This is a genomic window from Streptomyces lucensis JCM 4490 (assembly GCF_014650035.1).
In the GTDB taxonomy this organism is placed as follows: Bacteria; Actinomycetota; Actinomycetes; order Streptomycetales; family Streptomycetaceae; genus Streptomyces; species Streptomyces lucensis.
In genome coordinates this window covers 226909-243065 of the sequence record NZ_BMUE01000005.1, presented here as the reverse complement: position 1 = coordinate 243065, position 16157 = coordinate 226909, and the positions used below count along the sequence as shown (strand labels likewise).

16 protein-coding genes are annotated in these 16157 nt (G+C 73.7%); 9 read left to right on the top strand and 7 right to left on the bottom strand.

Annotation, left to right across the window (positions count from 1 at the left end; genetic code table 11):
• Window positions 1-110 precede the first annotated feature (110 nt).
• Together IE177_RS14310 and argH are read right to left on the bottom strand one after the other, a co-directional pair.
• The gene (locus tag IE177_RS14310; protein ID WP_190015700.1) at window positions 111-1082 is read right to left on the bottom strand and encodes an aldo/keto reductase; all 972 of its coding nucleotides are present in this window, start codon (window positions 1080-1082) and stop codon (window positions 111-113) included.
• Between the two features lie 186 nt (window positions 1083-1268).
• A complete protein-coding gene (argH, locus tag IE177_RS14305) occupies window positions 1269-2699 on the bottom strand; it encodes an argininosuccinate lyase (RefSeq protein ID WP_190015699.1) in 1431 nt (476 codons plus the stop codon).
• A gap of 244 nt (window positions 2700-2943) precedes the next feature.
• Here argH and IE177_RS14300 point away from each other — a divergent pair, with 244 nt between their 5' ends.
• The gene (locus IE177_RS14300) at window positions 2944-3648 is read left to right on the top strand and encodes a L,D-transpeptidase family protein (RefSeq protein ID WP_190015698.1); all 705 of its coding nucleotides are present in this window, start codon (window positions 2944-2946) and stop codon (window positions 3646-3648) included.
• Between the two features lie 54 nt (window positions 3649-3702).
• Here the strand turns inward: IE177_RS14300 and IE177_RS14295 are convergent, their stop codons facing one another.
• Together IE177_RS14295 and IE177_RS14290 are read right to left on the bottom strand one after the other, a co-directional pair.
• Window positions 3703-5181 carry a sensor histidine kinase gene (locus IE177_RS14295; protein ID WP_190015697.1) on the bottom strand — a complete coding sequence of 493 codons (1479 nt, stop codon included), beginning with the start codon at window positions 5179-5181 and terminating at the stop codon, window positions 3703-3705.
• Window positions 5178-5918, bottom strand: coding sequence for a response regulator transcription factor (locus IE177_RS14290; RefSeq protein WP_190015696.1), 741 nt, complete (start codon window positions 5916-5918; stop codon window positions 5178-5180). Before IE177_RS14290 ends, IE177_RS14295 begins: the two co-directional genes overlap by 4 nt.
• 205 nt (window positions 5919-6123) lie before the next feature.
• Here IE177_RS14290 and IE177_RS14285 point away from each other — a divergent pair, with 205 nt between their 5' ends.
• The 8 genes from IE177_RS14285 to IE177_RS14250 all read left to right on the top strand — a co-directional run bounded on the left by IE177_RS14285 (window position 6124) and on the right by IE177_RS14250 (window position 14127).
• Complete coding sequence (locus IE177_RS14285; RefSeq protein WP_190015695.1) at window positions 6124-7476, top strand: ferredoxin reductase family protein; 1353 nt, start codon at window positions 6124-6126, stop codon at window positions 7474-7476.
• A gap of 10 nt (window positions 7477-7486) precedes the next feature.
• Window positions 7487-7945, top strand: a complete 459-nt coding sequence (locus IE177_RS14280; RefSeq protein ID WP_190015694.1) for an FMN-binding protein — start codon at window positions 7487-7489, stop codon at window positions 7943-7945.
• Between the two features lie 107 nt (window positions 7946-8052).
• The gene (locus IE177_RS14275; protein WP_190015859.1) at window positions 8053-9390 is read left to right on the top strand and encodes a ferredoxin reductase family protein; all 1338 of its coding nucleotides are present in this window, start codon (window positions 8053-8055) and stop codon (window positions 9388-9390) included.
• Between the two features lie 18 nt (window positions 9391-9408).
• The gene (locus IE177_RS14270; RefSeq protein WP_190015693.1) at window positions 9409-10203 is read left to right on the top strand and encodes an FMN-binding protein; all 795 of its coding nucleotides are present in this window, start codon (window positions 9409-9411) and stop codon (window positions 10201-10203) included.
• Between the two features lie 55 nt (window positions 10204-10258).
• Window positions 10259-10999 (top strand): FAD:protein FMN transferase, encoded by a 741-nt coding sequence (locus tag IE177_RS14265; protein ID WP_190015858.1) that lies wholly within the window; start codon window positions 10259-10261, stop codon window positions 10997-10999.
• A gap of 154 nt (window positions 11000-11153) precedes the next feature.
• The gene (locus IE177_RS14260; protein ID WP_190015692.1) at window positions 11154-11351 is read left to right on the top strand and encodes a hypothetical protein; all 198 of its coding nucleotides are present in this window, start codon (window positions 11154-11156) and stop codon (window positions 11349-11351) included.
• A 74-nt stretch (window positions 11352-11425) separates the two neighbouring features.
• Window positions 11426-13240 carry an ABC transporter ATP-binding protein gene (locus tag IE177_RS14255; RefSeq protein WP_190015691.1) on the top strand — a complete coding sequence of 605 codons (1815 nt, stop codon included), beginning with the start codon at window positions 11426-11428 and terminating at the stop codon, window positions 13238-13240.
• The gene (locus IE177_RS14250; RefSeq protein ID WP_190015690.1) at window positions 13237-14127 is read left to right on the top strand and encodes a serine/threonine-protein kinase; all 891 of its coding nucleotides are present in this window, start codon (window positions 13237-13239) and stop codon (window positions 14125-14127) included. Before IE177_RS14255 ends, IE177_RS14250 begins: the two co-directional genes overlap by 4 nt.
• A 29-nt stretch (window positions 14128-14156) precedes the next feature.
• On the opposite strand, the gene IE177_RS14245 is transcribed toward IE177_RS14250, so the two are convergent.
• The 3 genes from IE177_RS14245 to IE177_RS14235 all read right to left on the bottom strand — a co-directional run bounded on the left by IE177_RS14245 (window position 14157) and on the right by IE177_RS14235 (window position 16155).
• Window positions 14157-14924 (bottom strand): zf-HC2 domain-containing protein, encoded by a 768-nt coding sequence (locus IE177_RS14245; protein WP_190015689.1) that lies wholly within the window; start codon window positions 14922-14924, stop codon window positions 14157-14159.
• Window positions 14914-15501, bottom strand: a complete 588-nt coding sequence (locus IE177_RS14240; protein ID WP_190015688.1) for an RNA polymerase sigma factor — start codon at window positions 15499-15501, stop codon at window positions 14914-14916. Before IE177_RS14240 ends, IE177_RS14245 begins: the two co-directional genes overlap by 11 nt.
• Before the next feature lie 108 nt (window positions 15502-15609).
• Entirely contained in the window at window positions 15610-16155 is a 546-nt protein-coding gene (locus IE177_RS14235) for an arginine repressor (protein ID WP_190015687.1), read from the bottom strand.
• Window positions 16156-16157 lie beyond the last annotated feature (2 nt).

The window sequence follows — 16157 nt, the reverse complement described above, 5'->3', positions numbered from 1 at the left end:
AGACACTGATGTCTCAATGCGGGCATGGATGCCTCGGCATGGCCGGTCGTCGTCCGCTGTCCCGCTCAGGCCGCCTGGTGTCCCGCTCAGACGCCCTTGTCAGGGGCCGGTCAGTGCCAGGGCAGCTGTCCGCGCCGCTCCCAGTAGGCGTGCGGGTCCTCCGCCAGCGTCGCGAGGCGGGTCAGCTGGTCCACGTCCAGGTCGACGGCGGGTGCGTGCAGGTTGGAGCAGAGCTGGGCGACGGTCGCCGCGCCGGAGAGGACGACGCCCGCCCAGGGCTGCCGCAGGATCCACGCGAGGGCGACGGCGTCGCAGCCGAGCGAGGTCTCCTCGGCGACGGCCCTGAGCATGTCCGGGGCGTGCGGCGCCGCGAGCCGGCCGTTGGCCATGCCCTCCTTGACGATCACGGTGAGCCCGGCGTCGTGCGCCTCGGCGAGGGCGGGGCCCGCCGAGGTCTCGAGGGCGTTGTACGTCGACTGGACGGTCCGGAAGAGGGGCTCGCCGTCCACGGTGACGGCGAGGGCCGCGCGGATGGCGTCCGCCTGGGCGGGGCCGCTGGTGGAGAAGCCGACGGTCAGTCCCTGCGCGGCGGCCTCCGCCAGCCTGGCGTGGAGTTCCTTGTCGGTGAGGGCCGGGCTGTCCGGGGTCACCGAGTGGATCTGGTACAGGTCGAGCCGGTCGCCGAGCAGGGCGTCGGTCTCGCCGCGCTGCCGCTCGTAGGTGGCGAGGCCGTGGTCCTTGACCTCGTGCTGCTCGGCGTCGGCGGACCAGCCGGCGGTGTAGGTGTAGCCCCACTTGCTGCCGACGATGACGTCGGCGGCGTCGGGGCGCGCCTTCAGCCAGTCGGCCAGGAACTCCTCCGAACGACCGTAGGAGCGCGCCACGTCGACGTAGCGGACCCCCTGGGCGTAGGCGGCGTCGAGGAGTTCGTGGGTGCGCTCGCGCAGCGCGTCCACCGTGCGCTCGGCGGGGAGGTCACCGTCCCGGCCGAGGTTGATGTAGCCCGGCCGGCCGACGGCGGCGAGGCCGAGTCCGAGGTGCGCGGTGGGCGTGGTCGCGGCGGCCAGGCGGCTGAAGGGCATGAGAACTCCCGGCACGTGGGGCCCTGAGGGGATGTCCCGCACCAATCTACCCAGCTCCGTGCCCTTCAGCTCGCGCTGCCGCGGCGCCCGGCCGCGCCCCGGCCCGCCGGGCGGCACAGCCGATCGCGGCGGGCGGCGCCAAGGGCCCGGACGGGACGTCCGGGCCCTTGGCGGGAATACGGGGTCTCAGGCCCGCTTGGCCGCCGCCCACGCGTGCTGGGCCGCGACGTCCGCCTTGACCTCGGCCAGCTGGACGGCGACCGCGCTGGGTGCCGTACCGCCGCGGCCGTTGCGGGAGGCGAGGGCGCCCGGGACGTTGAGGACCGTGCGCACCTCGGGGGTGAGGTGGGCGGAGATCTTCGCGAACTGCTCGTCCGTGAGGTCGTCCAGCTCCTTGCCCTCGGCCTCGGCGGCCTTGACGCACTCCCCCGCGACCTCGTGGGCGACGCGGAACGGCACGCCCTGCTTGACCAGCCACTCGGCGATGTCGGTGGCGAGGGAGAAGCCGGCCGGGGCCAGTTCCTCCATGCGCTCGCGGTTGACCGTGAGGGTGGCGATCATGCCGGTGAAGGCCGGGAGCAGGACCTCCAGCTGGTCGCAGGAGTCGAAGACCGGCTCCTTGTCCTCCTGCAGGTCGCGGTTGTAGGCGAGGGGCAGCGCCTTCAGCGTCGCGAGGAGGCCGGTCAGGTTGCCGATCAGGCGCCCCGACTTGCCGCGCGCCAGTTCGGCGATGTCGGGGTTCTTCTTCTGCGGCATGATCGACGAGCCCGTGGAGAAGGCGTCGTGCAGGGTCACGAAGGAGAACTCCTTCGTGTTCCAGATGATGATCTCCTCGGCGATCCGGGAGAGGTTGACGCCGATCATCGCGGTGATGAAGGCGAACTCGGCCACGAAGTCGCGAGAGGCGGTGCCGTCGATGGAGTTGCCGACGCTGCCGCGCTCGAACCCCAGGTCCGCGGCCACCGCCTCCGGGTCGAGGCCGAGGGAGGACCCCGCGAGGGCTCCGGAGCCGTACGGGGACACGGCCGTCCGCTCGTCCCACTGGCGCAGCCGCTCGGCGTCCCGGGACAGTGCCTGGACGTGGGCGAGTACGTGGTGGGCGAACAGGACCGGCTGGGCGTGCTGCAGGTGGGTGCGGCCGGGCATCGCCACGTCCGGGTGGGCCTCGGCCAGGTCGATCAGGGCGTCCTGGAGTTCGGCGACGAGACCGCCGACGATCCGGGCGTGGTCGCGCAGGTACATCCGGAAGAGGGTCGCCACCTGGTCGTTGCGGGACCGGCCGGCGCGCAGCTTGCCGCCGAGGTCGGGACCGAGGCGCTCCAGCAGGCCGCGCTCCAGGGCCGTGTGGACGTCCTCGTCGGCGATGGTGCCCACGAAGGAGCCGTCCGCCACGTCCGCCTCCAGCCGGTCGAGGCCGGCGATCATCCGCCGCAGCTCGTCCTCGGTGAGGAGGCCCGCCTTGTACAGCACGCGCGCGTGGGCACGCGAACCGGCGATGTCGTAGGGCGCGAGCCGCCAGTCGAAGTGCACGGACGCGGACAGCTTCGCCAGGGCCTCGGCCGGACCGTCGGCGAAACGGCCGCCCCAGAGCCGTACGTCACCGCTGTTGCTGCTCACTTGCGTTGCTCCTCGCAGAAGTCGTCGTCGCACGGAAGGTCTCACGCGCCCAGGCGATGCGCCGGGCCCCGTCCGCCGGACAGCGCCGCACAGCGGCATGCATGAGTATGCAGAACTCTGCATGATTCGTCAATCAGGCATCGGCGTCCGTCGTGCACGCGGAACCGGTGCGGGACACCTGCGGACACGCCTGGACGGACCACCCGGGCTGCCGTCGCCGATCCCCCCGCCTACCGTCTGAGCCATGCGCCCATGTGTGGTCCTCGCCCTCGTCTCCGCCTCCTGCCTCGCCCTGCTCGGCCTCGCGCCCGGCGCCGGGCCGGATCCGCTGCCCGCGCGGATGGCGGACACGGGCGGCGGCTCCCAGCTGATCACCGCCGAGGCGCCGGACACCGACTCGACCTCGGGCACGGTCACGTGGTGGGACCTGCGGGACGGGCAGTGGGTGGAGGCGGGGTCCGCACCGGCCCGCTTCGGCGCGAACGGGCTCGCCGAGGGCGCCTCCCGCGTGCAGGGCACGGACACCACACCGACCGGCCTGTACGACCTGCCTTTCGGCTTCGGCACCAAGGCGGCCCCGAGCGGGACGAGGGTCCCCTACCGGCCGGTCGTGGAGAGTTCCTGGTGGTGCCAGGACAACGAGTCGGACGCGTACAACCGGTGGGTGGAGCCTCTTCCGGCCGACTGCCGCGCCTCCGAGGCCGAGCACCTGGTCACGTACCCGACGCAGTACGCGTACGCCCTGGTCATCGGCTTCAACTACGACCGGCCGGTGCGCGGGCGCGGCGCCGGCATCTTCCTGCACGTCAACGGGCGGGCGGCGACGGCCGGTTGCGTGTCGGTCCCGGAGGACGCGATGCAGCGGATCCTGCGGTGGGCGGTGCCGGACGAGCGGCCGCACATCGCCATCGGGACGGCCGGCGGAGCGACGGCGGTGACCCGGTACTGAGGCCGCCGCACGCCGGCACGGCCGAACCGCGCGACGGTACGGCCCCGCGCGCACTCAGGCCGGCAGCCGCACCGTGAACGTCGTGGAACCCGGTCCGCTGTCCAGCCCCACGCTTCCGCCGTGCGCCTCCACCACGGCCGCCACGATCGACAGGCCCAGTCCGGCCCCGGCGCCGGGTGCGTCCGCCCGGCGGCGGTGTTCCGCCCGGGTGAAGCGTTCGAAGACGTCCGGCCGGATGTCCTCGGGGACGCCGGGGCCGTCGTCGTGGACCGAGAGGCGGGCCTCGCCGCCCCCGGCCGCCAGGGTCACCGTCACCTCCGTGCCGGCGGGTGTGTGCGAACGCGCGTTGGCCAGCAGGTTGGCCAGCACCTGCTGCAGCCGGTGCGCGTCCCCCGTCACCGTCACCGGATCCTGAGGGAGGTCCAGCGTCCAGCGGTGCCCCGGGCCGGCGGCCCGGGCGTCGGTGACCGCGTCCAGGACCAGGCGGGTCAGGTCCACCGGCCGGCGCTCCAGCGGGCGGCCCGCGTCCAGGCGGGCGAGGAGGAGCAGGTCGTCGACCATCTCGCCCATGCGGGCGGACTCGGCCGTGATGCGCCGCAGGGCACGGGTCACCTCCGGCGGCACCGGGCCGGGGTGCAGCAGGGCCAGCTCGGCGTGGCCGCGGACCGTGGCGACCGGGGTGCGCAGTTCGTGGCTGGCGTCGGCGGCGAAGCGGCGCAGCCTCTCCTCGACGGCGTGGCGTTTGGTCAGCGCGTCCTCGACGTGGCCGAGCATGCGGTTGAAGGCGGTGGCGACCTGCCCCACCTCGCCGTGCGGGTCGGTGTCGGGGGCGCGCGGCGGCAGCACGACCTCGCCGCTGGCCAGCGGGAGTTCGCTGACCCGGGTGGCGGTCGCGGCGACCCGGCTCAGCGGGCGCAGGGACCAGCGGACCCAGAAGGCGCCCGCCACGCCGGTCACGACCAGCGCCAGCCCGAACACCATCCCGGCGACCAGCTCCAGCCGGTGGACCGTGGCCTCGACCGGCTCCAGCGGGAGGCCGACGATCAGGACGTCCCCGTCCCGCCCGGGCGAGGCGACCACCCGGTAGTCGTCCAGGGCGGAGAGTTCGACGGTGTGGGGTCTGCCGTCGACCGGTACCGCGGCCAGCCGCCGGGCGTCCCGCGCCGTGAGGCCGACGTCGAGGTCGGCGGCCGGGTCGCCGCTGCGGATGAGGCCCTTGTGGGTGACGGTGCCGTTCAGCAGGCGGGCGCCGAAGGTGCCGGTGGCCGTCCGCCGCGTGTCGGCGTGCTCGTCGCCGTCGTGGTCCGGCAGCCGGACCTTGTGCTCCAGGCTCTCCGGGAAACGGGTGCCGACCTGGGCGAGCTGTTCGTCCAGGCGCTGGGTGAGGAAGCCGTTCAGCTCGACCACGGCGGCCAGTCCGACGGCCGCGCAGCTCACCGCGAGCAGCACCACCAGACCGACGGTGAGGCGGGCGCGCAGGGTGCGGGGGCGGGGCAGCCCGCGAAGACGGCGCGGGCGGCGCGGCGGGTTCACCTGGCCACCGGCTTCAGCACGTAGCCCGCCCCGCGCACGGTGTGGATCACGGGTTCCCGCCCGGCGTCGATCTTCTTGCGCAGGTAGGAGATGTACAGCTCGACGACGTGGGCCCGGCCGCCGAAGTCGTAGGACCAGACCCGGTCGAGGATCTGGGCCTTGCTGAGCACGCGGCGCGGGTTGCGCATGAGGAAACGCAGCAGCTCGAACTCGGTCGGCGAGAGGTCGATCAGCTCGCCGGAGCGGGTCACCTCGCGGGCGTCCTCGTCCATCACCAGGTCGCCCACGACCATCCGCGGGCCCTCCTCATGCGAGCGGGCCATGCCGGCCCGGCGCAGCAGCCCGCGCAGCCGGGCCACGACCTCCTCCAGGCTGAACGGCTTGGTGACGTAGTCGTCGCCGCCCGCGGTGATCCCCGCGATCCGGTCCTCGACCGCGTCCCGTGCCGTCAGGAAGAGCACGCACACGTCGGGCTTCACGGCGTGCAGACGGCGCAGCACGGCGAAGCCGTCGGTGTCCGGGAGCATCACGTCCAGGACGACGGCGTCGGGCAGCAGCTCGCCCGCGGCGGCGAGGGCGGCGGCGCCGTCGCCGGCCGCGCGGACCTCCCAGCCCTCGTATCGCAGGGCGCCGGTGAGGACCTCGGCGAGGTCGGGGTCGTCGTCGACGACGAGGACGCGCAGCGGAGTGCCGTCGGGGCGGGTGAGGGCCGGGCGGCCGGAGCGGGTGGTGTTCATCGCGTCTCCCAGCATCGCTCGTGCGCGCGGCGCCCGGCCGCCCCGTCAGCTGTGAGTTTGCTCTGAAAACGCTCCGAGGGTGAGCGGCGGATGAGAACCGCCTCTGAGTCCCCTCTGAACAGGCCTGCGACGCCGCCGCTCATAGCCGCCTCAGAGCTTCGTCCAGCACAGTGGCCTGGCACGACGGACGAAGGGACGGCGACTGATGACCACCGTGGATACGGGGCGGGCGGCCCCGCCCCGGCGCGTGCCCGCAGGGCGCTCCCCCGCCGGGCCCCTGCTGGCCGTGCTGTGGGCGGGGGCGGCGGCCGTGGTCGCCCTCTGGTGGACGGACACCGGTTCCGTGGTCGGTACGGCGGGCTGGCTGACCGGCGCCGGACGGATCAGCGGTCTGCTGTGCGGGTACGCCTGCGCGGCACTCGTCGCCCTGATGGCGCGGGTGCCGCTGCTGGAGAACCGGATCGGCTCCGACCGGGTGGCCCGCTGGCACGCGATGGCCGGCCGGTACACGGTCAGTCTGCTGGTGGCGCACGTCGTGCTCGTCCTCTCCGGGTACGCCGCCCAGGACCGGGCCTCGCTGTGGCACGAGACGGTCACCGTCGTCCTCGACTACCCGGAGATGCTCAAGGCCACCGCGGGCACCGTGATCCTGTTCGCGGTCGGCGTCACCTCGGCACGGGCCGTGCGCCGCCGGACCTCCTACGAGTTCTGGTACTACGTCCACCTGCTCACCTACGCGGCCGTCTACCTCGCCTTCGGCCACCAGCTGGCCATCGGCGACGAGTTCAACGGCAAGCCGGTGGCCACGGCCGCCTGGTACGCGCTCTACCTCGGCGCGGCGGGGCTGGTGCTCTGGTACCGGGTGCTCGCCCCGGTCCGGCTCAACCGGCGGCACCGGCTGCGCGTGGAGTCGGTGCACCAGGAGGCGCCGGGTGTGTACTCGGTCGTCATGCGCGGGCGGAACCTGGACGAGCTGGGTGCCCGTCCCGGACAGTTCTTCCGCTGGCGGTTCCTCGGCGCGGGCCTGGGCTGGACGTCGACGCCGTACTCCCTGTCGGCACCGCCCCGCCCCGACCTGCTGCGGATCACCGTGAAGGCGCTCGGCGGCCACAGCGCGGCCGTCGCGCTGCTCAGGCCCGGCACCCGGGTGTGGGCGGAGGGCCCGTACGGCTCGCTGACCGCCGACCGGTCCACCGGCCACCGCTCCCTGCTGATCGCGGCGGGCGTCGGTGTCACTCCGCTGCGGGCGCTGTTCGAGACGCTTCCCGGTGAGGTCGCCCTGCTGTACCGGGCGCGGTCCGCCGAGGACCTGGCGCTCGGCGGCGAGCTGGAGGCGATCGCCCGCTGGCGCGGCGCCCGGGTGCTGTACGCGCTCAACGGGGCGCACGGGGAGCGTCCGTCCATCACCGCCGAGGCGCTGCGCGCCACCTTCCCCGGCCTGGCCGGCCACGACGTCTACATATGCGGCCCGCACGGTTTCGCGCGGGACGTGTACGAGGCGCTGCGGGCGGCCGGCGTGCCGGACCGCCGTATCCACCACGAGTCGTTCGAACTGTGAGGCAGCACCTGTGCACGCGTTGAAGAAGAGCCGTCCGCTGCGCCGTGTCGTGCTGGCGAGTGCCGCCACCGTCTCCGGGATGGTGCTGCTGTTGTCGCTGAAGCCGCACACCAGCCCCACCGTGGTGACGGCGCAGACCCGGTCGCCGTCGTCCGCCGGCAGTTCTGCGTCGCCCGGCGCCACGGCCTCCGGGAGCAGGTCGGTCACCGGGGGCCCGGTGCAGACCCGCTGGGGGCCGGTCCAGGTGCGGATCACGCTGAAGGACGGCCGGCTGACCGACGTGACGGCCCTCGACTACCCGCAGGACAACCCCCGCGACCAGGAGATCAACAGCTACGCGCTGCCGCAGCTGCGGCGCGAGGCGCTGACGGCGCAGAGCGCGCGGATCGACACCGTGTCGGGAGCGACGTACACCAGTGACGGCTACCGCCGGTCACTCCAGTCGGCGCTGGACTCGGCCGGACTCTGAACACTCCGCGCACGCGGCGCGTATCTGTGGGCCAAGGGTCAAGTCCCCACGGAGGAACCGTGACCACCACCACGCTCGCGGGCGGACGTGCCGCCCGCCGCCAGACGATGCGCCGCATCCGCCCGCGCCGCTCCCCGGCCGTCCCGCTGCTCCTCGCGGTCTGGGCGGGCGCCGCGGCCGTACTGTGGCTCTGGTGGCACAACACGCCGTCCATCGCCGACGACAACAGCAGGATCCTGAACGCGGGCCGGATCACCGGCCTGCTGGCCGGCTACCTGATGGCGCTGGTCGTGCTCCAGATGGCGCGCGTACCGGCGCTGGAACGGCGGGTCGGATCCGACCGGGTGGCCCGCTGGCACGCGATGAGCGGCCGCTACACGCTCTGTCTGATCGTCGCGCACGTGTTCCTCACCATGTGGGGTTACGCGCTGCAGGCCGGCAAGTCGCTCGGCGACATCGTGGGGCAGACCGTCGACTCCGTCGAGCAGCTGCCCGACATGGGCAAGGCCGCCGTCGGCACGGGCCTGTTCGTGCTCATCGGGCTGACGTCGATCGGCGTGGTCCGCCGCCGGCTGCCGTACGACGCGTGGTACCACGTGCACCTGCTGACCTACGCGGCGGTGTTCCTGACGTTCTGGCACCAGATCACCACCGGCAACGACTTCGCCGTCGAACCCGCCGCCAAGACCTTCTGGTACGGCCTGTACGGCACGGTCACCGCGCTGGTGGTCTGGTACCGCATCCTCACCCCCGTCCGGCTGAACCTGCGGCACCGGATGCGGGTGGAGGCGGTCATCGAGGAGACCCCCGGCATCGTGTCGGTGCTGATCGGCGGACGCCGGCTGCACCGGATGGGCGCGGAGGCGGGCCAGTTCTTCCGCTGGCGGTTCCTCGCCCCCGGGATGCGTTTCAGCTCGCACCCGTACTCGCTGTCGGCGGCGCCCCGGCCCGACATGCTGCGGATCACGGTGAAGGCGATCGGCGACCACAGTGCCCGGCTGCGCGAGCTGACGCCCGGCACCAAGGTGTGGGCCGAGGGGCCGTACGGCGCGCTCACGGCGCAGCGGCGCAGCCGCGGCAAGGTACTGCTGGTCGCGGGCGGGGTGGGGATCACCCCGATGCGGGCGCTGTTCGAGACGCTGCCCGGGGCGGCCGGGGACATCACCCTGCTCTACCGCGCCAACACCACGCAGGACCTGGCACTGTGGGACGAGCTGGCGGCGATCGCCGAGGAGCGGGACGCCCGGCTGATGTACGCGGTGAACAGCCCGGAGGGCGAGCGCCCGGACATCTCGGCGGAGAACCTCCAGCGGAAGATCCCGGACATCGACCGGCACGACGTCTTCATGTGCGGCCCGCCCGGGTTCGCGCAGTCGGTGTACGAGGCACTGCGCGGCGCGGGGGTCCCCGCCCGGCGCATCCACCACGAGTCGTTCGAGATGTGAGCGGGAGCTGCGGAAGAGATGCGCAAGAGCCACCCCATTCGGCGGGTCGTGCTGGCCACGGCCGCGACGGTGTCCGGTGTCGTGCTGCTGCTGTCGCTGAAGCCGGCGTCGGACCCGGCCGCGGCGTCGGCCGCCGGCGCGGGCCCGCAGCAGGCGGCGGGCCAGGAGTCCCCGCAAGGCGGCGCCCAGGCCTCCGCCGGTTCCGGCACGGTGACCGGTGACGCGGTGCAGACCCAGTACGGGGCCGTGCAGGTACGGCTGACCGTCAAGGACGGGAAGATCACCAAGGCCGAGGCGGTCCAGGCGCCCAAGGGCGGCCTCAGCGACCAGAAGACCCAGCTCGCCGTGCCCAGGCTCAACCAGGAGGCCGTGTCGGCCGGCACCGCGGACATCGACGCGGTCTCCGGGGCCACCTACACCAGCACCGGGTACCGGAAGTCGCTGCAGTCGGCGCTGGACAGGATGAAGTCGGCGGCGCCTTCCGGCGCTTCGGGCGCCGGGTCCACGGGAGGCGGTTCCGGGTCCTCGGGTGCGGCGCAGGCCCGCACGGTCACCGGGAAGGCCGCGCAGACGCAGTACGGCGCGGTCCAGGTGCGGATCACCGTCAAGGACGGGAAGATCACCAAGGCCGAGGCGGTCCAGGCGCCCAAGGGCGGCCTCAGCGACCAGAAGACCCAGCTCGCCGTGCCCAGGCTCAACCAGGAGGCCGTGTCGGCCGGCACCGCGGACATCGACGCGGTCTCCGGGGCCACCTACACCAGCACCGGGTACAAGCAGTCGCTGCAGTCGGCGCTGGACCAGGCGGGTGACTGACACGGTGACCGCAGGGGACGCGGCGCCCGCCGGGATCCGTCACGCGGAGGAGGTCATGGGGACCGTCTTCTCCTTCGACGTCCGCGGCGGGGAGCCGGGGGCGGTACGGGCAACGCTCGGCGAGGCCGTCGCCGGCCTGCACCGGGCCGACGCGCTGTTCAGCACCTACCGCGAGGACAGCGAGGTCTCGCGGCTGGCCCGCGGCGAACTGACCGTCGCCCGGTGCGCTCCCGAGGTCGCCGAGGTGCTGGAACTGGCCGCCGAGGCGGAGCGGGTGAGCGACGGCTGGTTCAGCACCCGCTACCGGGGCTCGGTGGACCCCACCGGCATCGTCAAGGGCTGGGCGGCCGAGCGGGCGGCCCGGCTCCTGGCGGCGGTCGACGGGGTGCGGGGGGTCAGCGTGAACGGGGGCGGAGACGTCCAGATGCTCGGCGCGCCGGACCCGCAGCGTCCGTGGCGGGTGGGAGTGGCCGACCCGGTCCGCCCGGGCGGTCTCGCGGCGGTGATCTCGGCGGCCGGCGTGGCGGAGCTGTCCGTGGCCACGTCCGGGACGGCGGAGCGCGGGGCACACATCGTGGACCCGCGCACGGGGAAGCCGGCGGTGACGGACCTGGTGGCGGTGACCGTGGTGGGGCCCCGGCTGACCTGGGTGGACTGCTGGGCCACGGCGGCCTTCGCGATGGGGTCGCGGGCGGGTCTGGCATGGCTGGAGTCGCTGCCGGAGACCGAGGCGCTGCTGATCACCGCGGGTGACGAGGTGCGCTGCACCGGGGGGCTGGCGGCACGGCTGGGCTGAGCGGGGGGCGGCGCCGCGCGTCCCTCCCCTCCCCCTTCTGCGGCGTGCCTGTTCCCCTCGCTGGAACTTTTCCCGGCAACTTTTTCGCCCGGAACAGCATCCGATGTCCGTCCTGAGACGTATCCCGTGTGAGGCGAGTTTCAGGAGGAACGACATGGCCATCTTCAGCAGTCTGATGCCCGCGAAGCATCGGAACCACGGCGATGACACGTCGAGGAACGACTTCTCGGGGCACGGGCACGGGAACCGTCACGGCCACGGCGACCACAGCAACGGCCACGGCTTCGGCCACGGTCACGGCAGCGGTCACGGCCGGGGCCACGGCGGTCACGGCGGTCACGGCGGCTACTGACCGTCCACGAAGGCTGAGCGGACCGGGACCGCGTGGCTCCGGTCCGCTTCGCCGAACCCCGAGGAATCCAGCCCATGGTGCATGTCCTGCGACGTCTGCTGTCGGCCGGCGACACCTCGGACGCCGTGGTCGAGGCCGCGCCGGCGATCCCCCCGCGTGAGGTGTTCCGCCGGTTCTGGCCGTACACCCGTGGTGGCCGGCGCTGGCTCGTACCCGTCGTCTTCTTCAGCATGACCGCCCCGGCCGTCGACGCCGCGGAACTGTGGCTGTTCAAGGTCGTCGTGGACGACGTGCTCGTCCCCCGGGACCTGAGCCCGTTCCTGTGGATCGCACCGGCCTACCTCGGCCTCGTACTGCTCTCCGGCGTTCTGGGCTTCGCCGACGACGTCACCTCCACCTGGGTCGGCGAGCGTTTCCTGCTCGCTCTGCGCGCCGACGTGTTCCGGCACGTACAGGGGCTCTCGCTGGGCTTCTTCGAACGCCGGCGGCTCGGGGACGTGCTGTCCCGGGTCACGGGCGACGTCGACGCGGTGGAGACGTTCCTGCTCTCCGGCGTGGCGGACGCCCTCTACTACGTGGTCCGGCTGGGTGTCTTCCTCGGCCTGCTGTTCTACCTGCGCTGGGACCTGACCCTGCTCGCCCTGGTCATCGTGCCGCTGTTCCTGGGTTCCGCCCGGCACTTCTCGCGGCTGATCAAGGAGGCCTCGCGGGAGCGCCGGCGCCGCAGCGGCTCGCTCAGCGCCGTCGCCGAGGAGTCCCTCGGCAACGTCGTCCTGGTGCAGGCGTACAACCGGCAGGGCTGGGAGGAACGCCGGTTCGAGCGGGAAAGCCTCGGCAGGTTCCGGGCGACGATGGCCTCGGTGCGGATCCGTGCCGTCTACGGGCCCGTCGTCGAGCTGATCGAGGTGTCCGGCGGCCTGGCGGTGATGGGCCTGGGCACCTGGAAACTGGCGCAGGGACAGCTGACGCTCGGCGGGCTGCTGGTCTTCCTGGCGCTGATCGGCAAGCTGTACAGCCCCGTCCGCGGCCTGTCCCACCTGGGGACCACCTTCTACGCGGCCTCCGCCTCGGCGGAGCGGATCATCGAGCTGCTGGACCAGCGGCCCCAGGTCACCGAGGCCCCGGACGCCCGGCGGATCGGCCGTGCCCGGGGCGACGTCGAGTTCGACGGGGTGTCCTTCCGCTACCCCGGCACCTCGTCCTGGGCGCTGTCGGACGTGTCCTTCCACGTGGCGCCCGGCGAGACACTGGCACTGGTCGGGGCCAGCGGGGCCGGCAAGTCCACCGTCGCCAAACTCCAGCTCCGCTTCTACGACCCCGACCTGGGGGCGATCCGGCTCGACGGGACCGACCTGCGCCGGCTCAGCCTGTCCGACGTGCGGGAGAGCGTCGCGGTGGTGCTGCAGGAGACGCTCGTGTTCCACGGCACCGTGCGGGACAACATCGCCTACGGCCGGCCCGACGCGTCCGACGCGGACATCGAGGCGGCGGCGCGGGCGGCGGACGCCCACGAGTTCGTCGAGCGGCTCCCGGAGGGCTACGACACGCTGGTCGGCCAGCGCGGCAGGACGCTCTCCGGCGGACAGTGCCAGCGGCTGGCGATCGCCCGCGCGATGATCAGGGACGCTCCGGTCCTGCTGCTCGACGAACCGACCGCGGGGCTCGACGTCCGGTCGGGCCGGCGGATCATGGATCCGCTGCGCCGGCTCATGGCCGGGCGGACCACCGTCGTGATCTCCCACAACCTGCTGACCGTCCGCGACGCCACGCACATCGTGGTCCTCGACCACGGACGGGTCGTCGAGCACGGCGCCCACCAGGACCTGCTCGGGCGCGAGGGGACGTACGCCCGGCTGCATCGGCTGAGCGCCGGAGCGGTGCTGTCATGAGCGTCACCGTGGTGCGGCGGCCCCCGGCCCTGGCGTCGGGCACGGAACCGGTGCCGGGATACCGGGTCCTCGCGCACCTCACCCGCACGGGCTGGCTCGACGTGTACGACGCCTGGAGCGAGGAGCGCGCCTGCCGGTGCGTGCTCAAGGCGGTGCGCCCCGACCGCCGGGGCGAACGGCGGCTGGGCGAGCGGCTGCTGCGGGAGGGCCGGTGGCTGCGGGACCTTGCCCACCCCCACCTGGTCCGTGCCTACGACACGTTCAGCGCGCCCGAGCCGCTCGTCGTCCTGGAGACGCTGACCGGTGAGACCCTCGCACACCTGCTGTACCGGCTGCGCCGCCGCCCGGCCGCCGCCGACGTGGCGCTCCTCGGGGCGCAGCTGTGCTCCGCGGCGCACTACCTGCACGGGCACGGCCTGCTGCACCTGGACCTCAAGCCGTCGAACGTGGTGGTGGACCGCGGCCACGCGAAGGTGCTGGACCTGAGCGTCGCGCGGCCCCCGGGTCCGGCCCCGGCGGGGATCGGCACGCTGCGCTACCTCGCCCCGGAGCAGGCCCGCGGCGGACTCCTCACGGCGGCCGCCGACGTGTGGGGGATCGGCGTCACCCTGTACGAGGTCGCGTGCGGGGAAGGGCCGTTCGACCCGGGCACGGCCGGCGGGACCGCCGCGGGGCCGTACGACGGGACCGGCACCTACGGCCGGGAGGACCGGTACCCGCAACTGGAGCGCGGTGCCCCGCCGGTCGCGTCCCGGCGGCGGCTGCCGCCCGCTCTGGCCGCCGCCGTCGACGGCTGCCTGCGGACCGATCCGCGGGCCCGTCCCGCCGTCGCCGAACTGGCCGCCGCCCTGGAGGCGACGCTGCCCGTCCCGGGCCGCCCCGGCTGAGGCCCGGCGGGCCCCGGTCACCGCACCGGTCACTCCACTCGGGTGAGGACGTGACCCCTCTGCAGCTGGGCGGTGGCGAGGACGGTGCCGTCGGGTGAGGTCAGCCGGGCGCGGGAGAACCTGGTGAGGTCGCCGGGGACGGCCACGCCCCAGTTGCCCTGCCCGTCGCGCAGCAGGAAGTCGCCGACGCGGACGGTCGTGCCGTCGGTGCGCTGCAGGAGGCAGGTGACCTTGCCGGAGTAGGGAATGCCGGGGCCGTCGAGGGCGACGTCCACGAAGACCCAGCCGGGGCTGCCGGGATGGGCGTAGACCTCGCCGACGGAATGGCCGCCGTTGCGGGCCCGGGTCATGTCCCCGACCATCAGCGGCTCGGCCTGGACGGCCGGTGCCGGCCGGGAGGCGAGCTGCTGCACGGCGGTGCCGATCCCCCAGCCGGCGAACGCCACGCCGGCGGTGAGCGCCGCTCCGGCCGCCGCGATCCGCAGCCGGGTCCGCCGGCCGCGGGATTCCGGACGGGCGCGGCCAGGGGCGCGGGCGGTGCGGCGTCCCTCGGCCGCCGCCGGCTGCTGGGCCAGGCTGCGCGCCACCCGGGACTCGAAGCCGAGCGGAGGCTCATTGTCCGGGACGAGGCCGATCAGCCGGTCGGCGATCCCGGTCAGCTGCCGGACGTACTGCCGGCAGTCCGCGCACCGGTCGAGATGGGCGACCGCCTCGGCCCGCTCACGGCCGGGCAGCACACCGAGCGCCAGCTCCGGGCCGATCTCCCGCAGTTTCTCGCAGTTCGCGTCACTGGACATGGTCGTCTCGATTCGGCGACGCGAGGGTGGTGCGCAGCTTCGCCATCGCCGCCCTGATCCGCGTCTTGGCGGTGCCCAGCGGGATGTGCTCCGCGTCGGCGACCTGCTGGGCCGTCATGCCGTAGATGCCCGCCATCATCAGGGCCCGGGCCTGTTCCCGCGGCAGCCTCGCCAGAGCGGCCCGGAGCTGGGACGAGGCCTCGTCGGCCAGCGCCCATCGCTCGGGGGTCTCGGTGACGACGCCGAGGAGGCCGTCCAGGTCCTCCGGCGCCATCGGCTCCGTCCGCCGCGCACGGACGGCGTCGATGGCGAGGTTGTGCGCGATGGTCGTCAGCCAGGTCATGACCGACCCGCGGCGCGAGTCGTAGATCTGCGCGTGCCGCCAGGCGCGCTCGAACGTCTGCTGGGCGACGTCCTCGGCTAGCTGCTGGTCCCCGGTGACCGCCATCGCGACACCGAAGACCCGGTGCTGGAACCTCCGTACGAAGATGACCGCGAGCTCCGGATCGCCGGTCGCCAGCCCGGACAGCAAAGCCTCGTCCGGGAGGCGTCCGACGGGGAACCGGAAACCCGACACACCTCTGTGTACGTTCGAGGGCCGCCAGGGGATTGCCCACCCGCCCGCGCGCTCGCCGCGGTTGACCACACGCCCATTCTGCGCCCGCGGACCCGGTGCCGCACGCGGTCAGTGACCGTTCTGCGCCAGCCGCAGCAGGTGGTCCGCCAGGGCCTGGCCGCCGGCCGGTTCCCGGCTGATCAGCAGCAGGGTGTCGTCCCCGGCGATGGTGCCGAGGATGTCGTGCAGCTCGGCCTGGTCGATGGCCGAGGCGAGGAACTGGGCGGCCCCGGGCGGGGTGCGCAGCACGACCAGGTTGGCCGAGGCCTCGGCGGAGATCAGCAGCTCCTGGGAGAGCCGCCGCATCCGCTCCTCCTTCGCCGACTCCCCGAGCGGGGCGCGCGGGGTGCGGAAGCCACCCTCGCTCGGCACCGCGTAGATCAGGTCGCCGTCGTTGTTGCGGATCTTCACCGCGTTCAGCTCGTCGAGGTCCCGGGAGAGCGTCGCCTGGGTGACGCTCAGCCCGTCGTCGGAGAGCAGCTTCGCGAGCTGGCTCTGGGACCGCACCGGCTGCCGGTTGAGGATGTCCACGATCCGGCGGTGCCGTGCGGTGCGGGTCTGCGGCACGGCGGGTCCGGCGCCCGCCGCCTGCTCGTGGTCCTGCGCCTGGCTCATCG

Bases quoted from the DNA above. Each gene is read 5' to 3' on its own strand.
- IE177_RS14310 (WP_190015700.1), bottom strand. From the start codon at position 1,082: ATGCCCTTCAGCCGCCTGGCCGCCGCGACCACGCCCACCGCGCACCTC.
- IE177_RS14300 (WP_190015698.1), top strand. From the start codon at position 2,944: ATGCGCCCATGTGTGGTCCTCGCCCTCGTCTCCGCCTCCTGCCTCGCC.
- IE177_RS14290 (WP_190015696.1), bottom strand. From the start codon at position 5,918: ATGAACACCACCCGCTCCGGCCGCCCGGCCCTCACCCGCCCCGACGGC.
- IE177_RS14285 (WP_190015695.1), top strand. From the start codon at position 6,124: ATGACCACCGTGGATACGGGGCGGGCGGCCCCGCCCCGGCGCGTGCCC.
- IE177_RS14275 (WP_190015859.1), top strand. From the start codon at position 8,053: ATGCGCCGCATCCGCCCGCGCCGCTCCCCGGCCGTCCCGCTGCTCCTC.
- IE177_RS14270 (WP_190015693.1), top strand. From the start codon at position 9,409: ATGCGCAAGAGCCACCCCATTCGGCGGGTCGTGCTGGCCACGGCCGCG.
- IE177_RS14265 (WP_190015858.1), top strand. From the start codon at position 10,259: ATGGGGACCGTCTTCTCCTTCGACGTCCGCGGCGGGGAGCCGGGGGCG.
- IE177_RS14260 (WP_190015692.1), top strand. From the start codon at position 11,154: ATGGCCATCTTCAGCAGTCTGATGCCCGCGAAGCATCGGAACCACGGC.
- IE177_RS14255 (WP_190015691.1), top strand. From the start codon at position 11,426: ATGGTGCATGTCCTGCGACGTCTGCTGTCGGCCGGCGACACCTCGGAC.
- IE177_RS14250 (WP_190015690.1), top strand. From the start codon at position 13,237: ATGAGCGTCACCGTGGTGCGGCGGCCCCCGGCCCTGGCGTCGGGCACG.
- IE177_RS14245 (WP_190015689.1), bottom strand. From the start codon at position 14,924: ATGTCCAGTGACGCGAACTGCGAGAAACTGCGGGAGATCGGCCCGGAG.
- IE177_RS14235 (WP_190015687.1), bottom strand. From the start codon at position 16,155: ATGAGCCAGGCGCAGGACCACGAGCAGGCGGCGGGCGCCGGACCCGCC.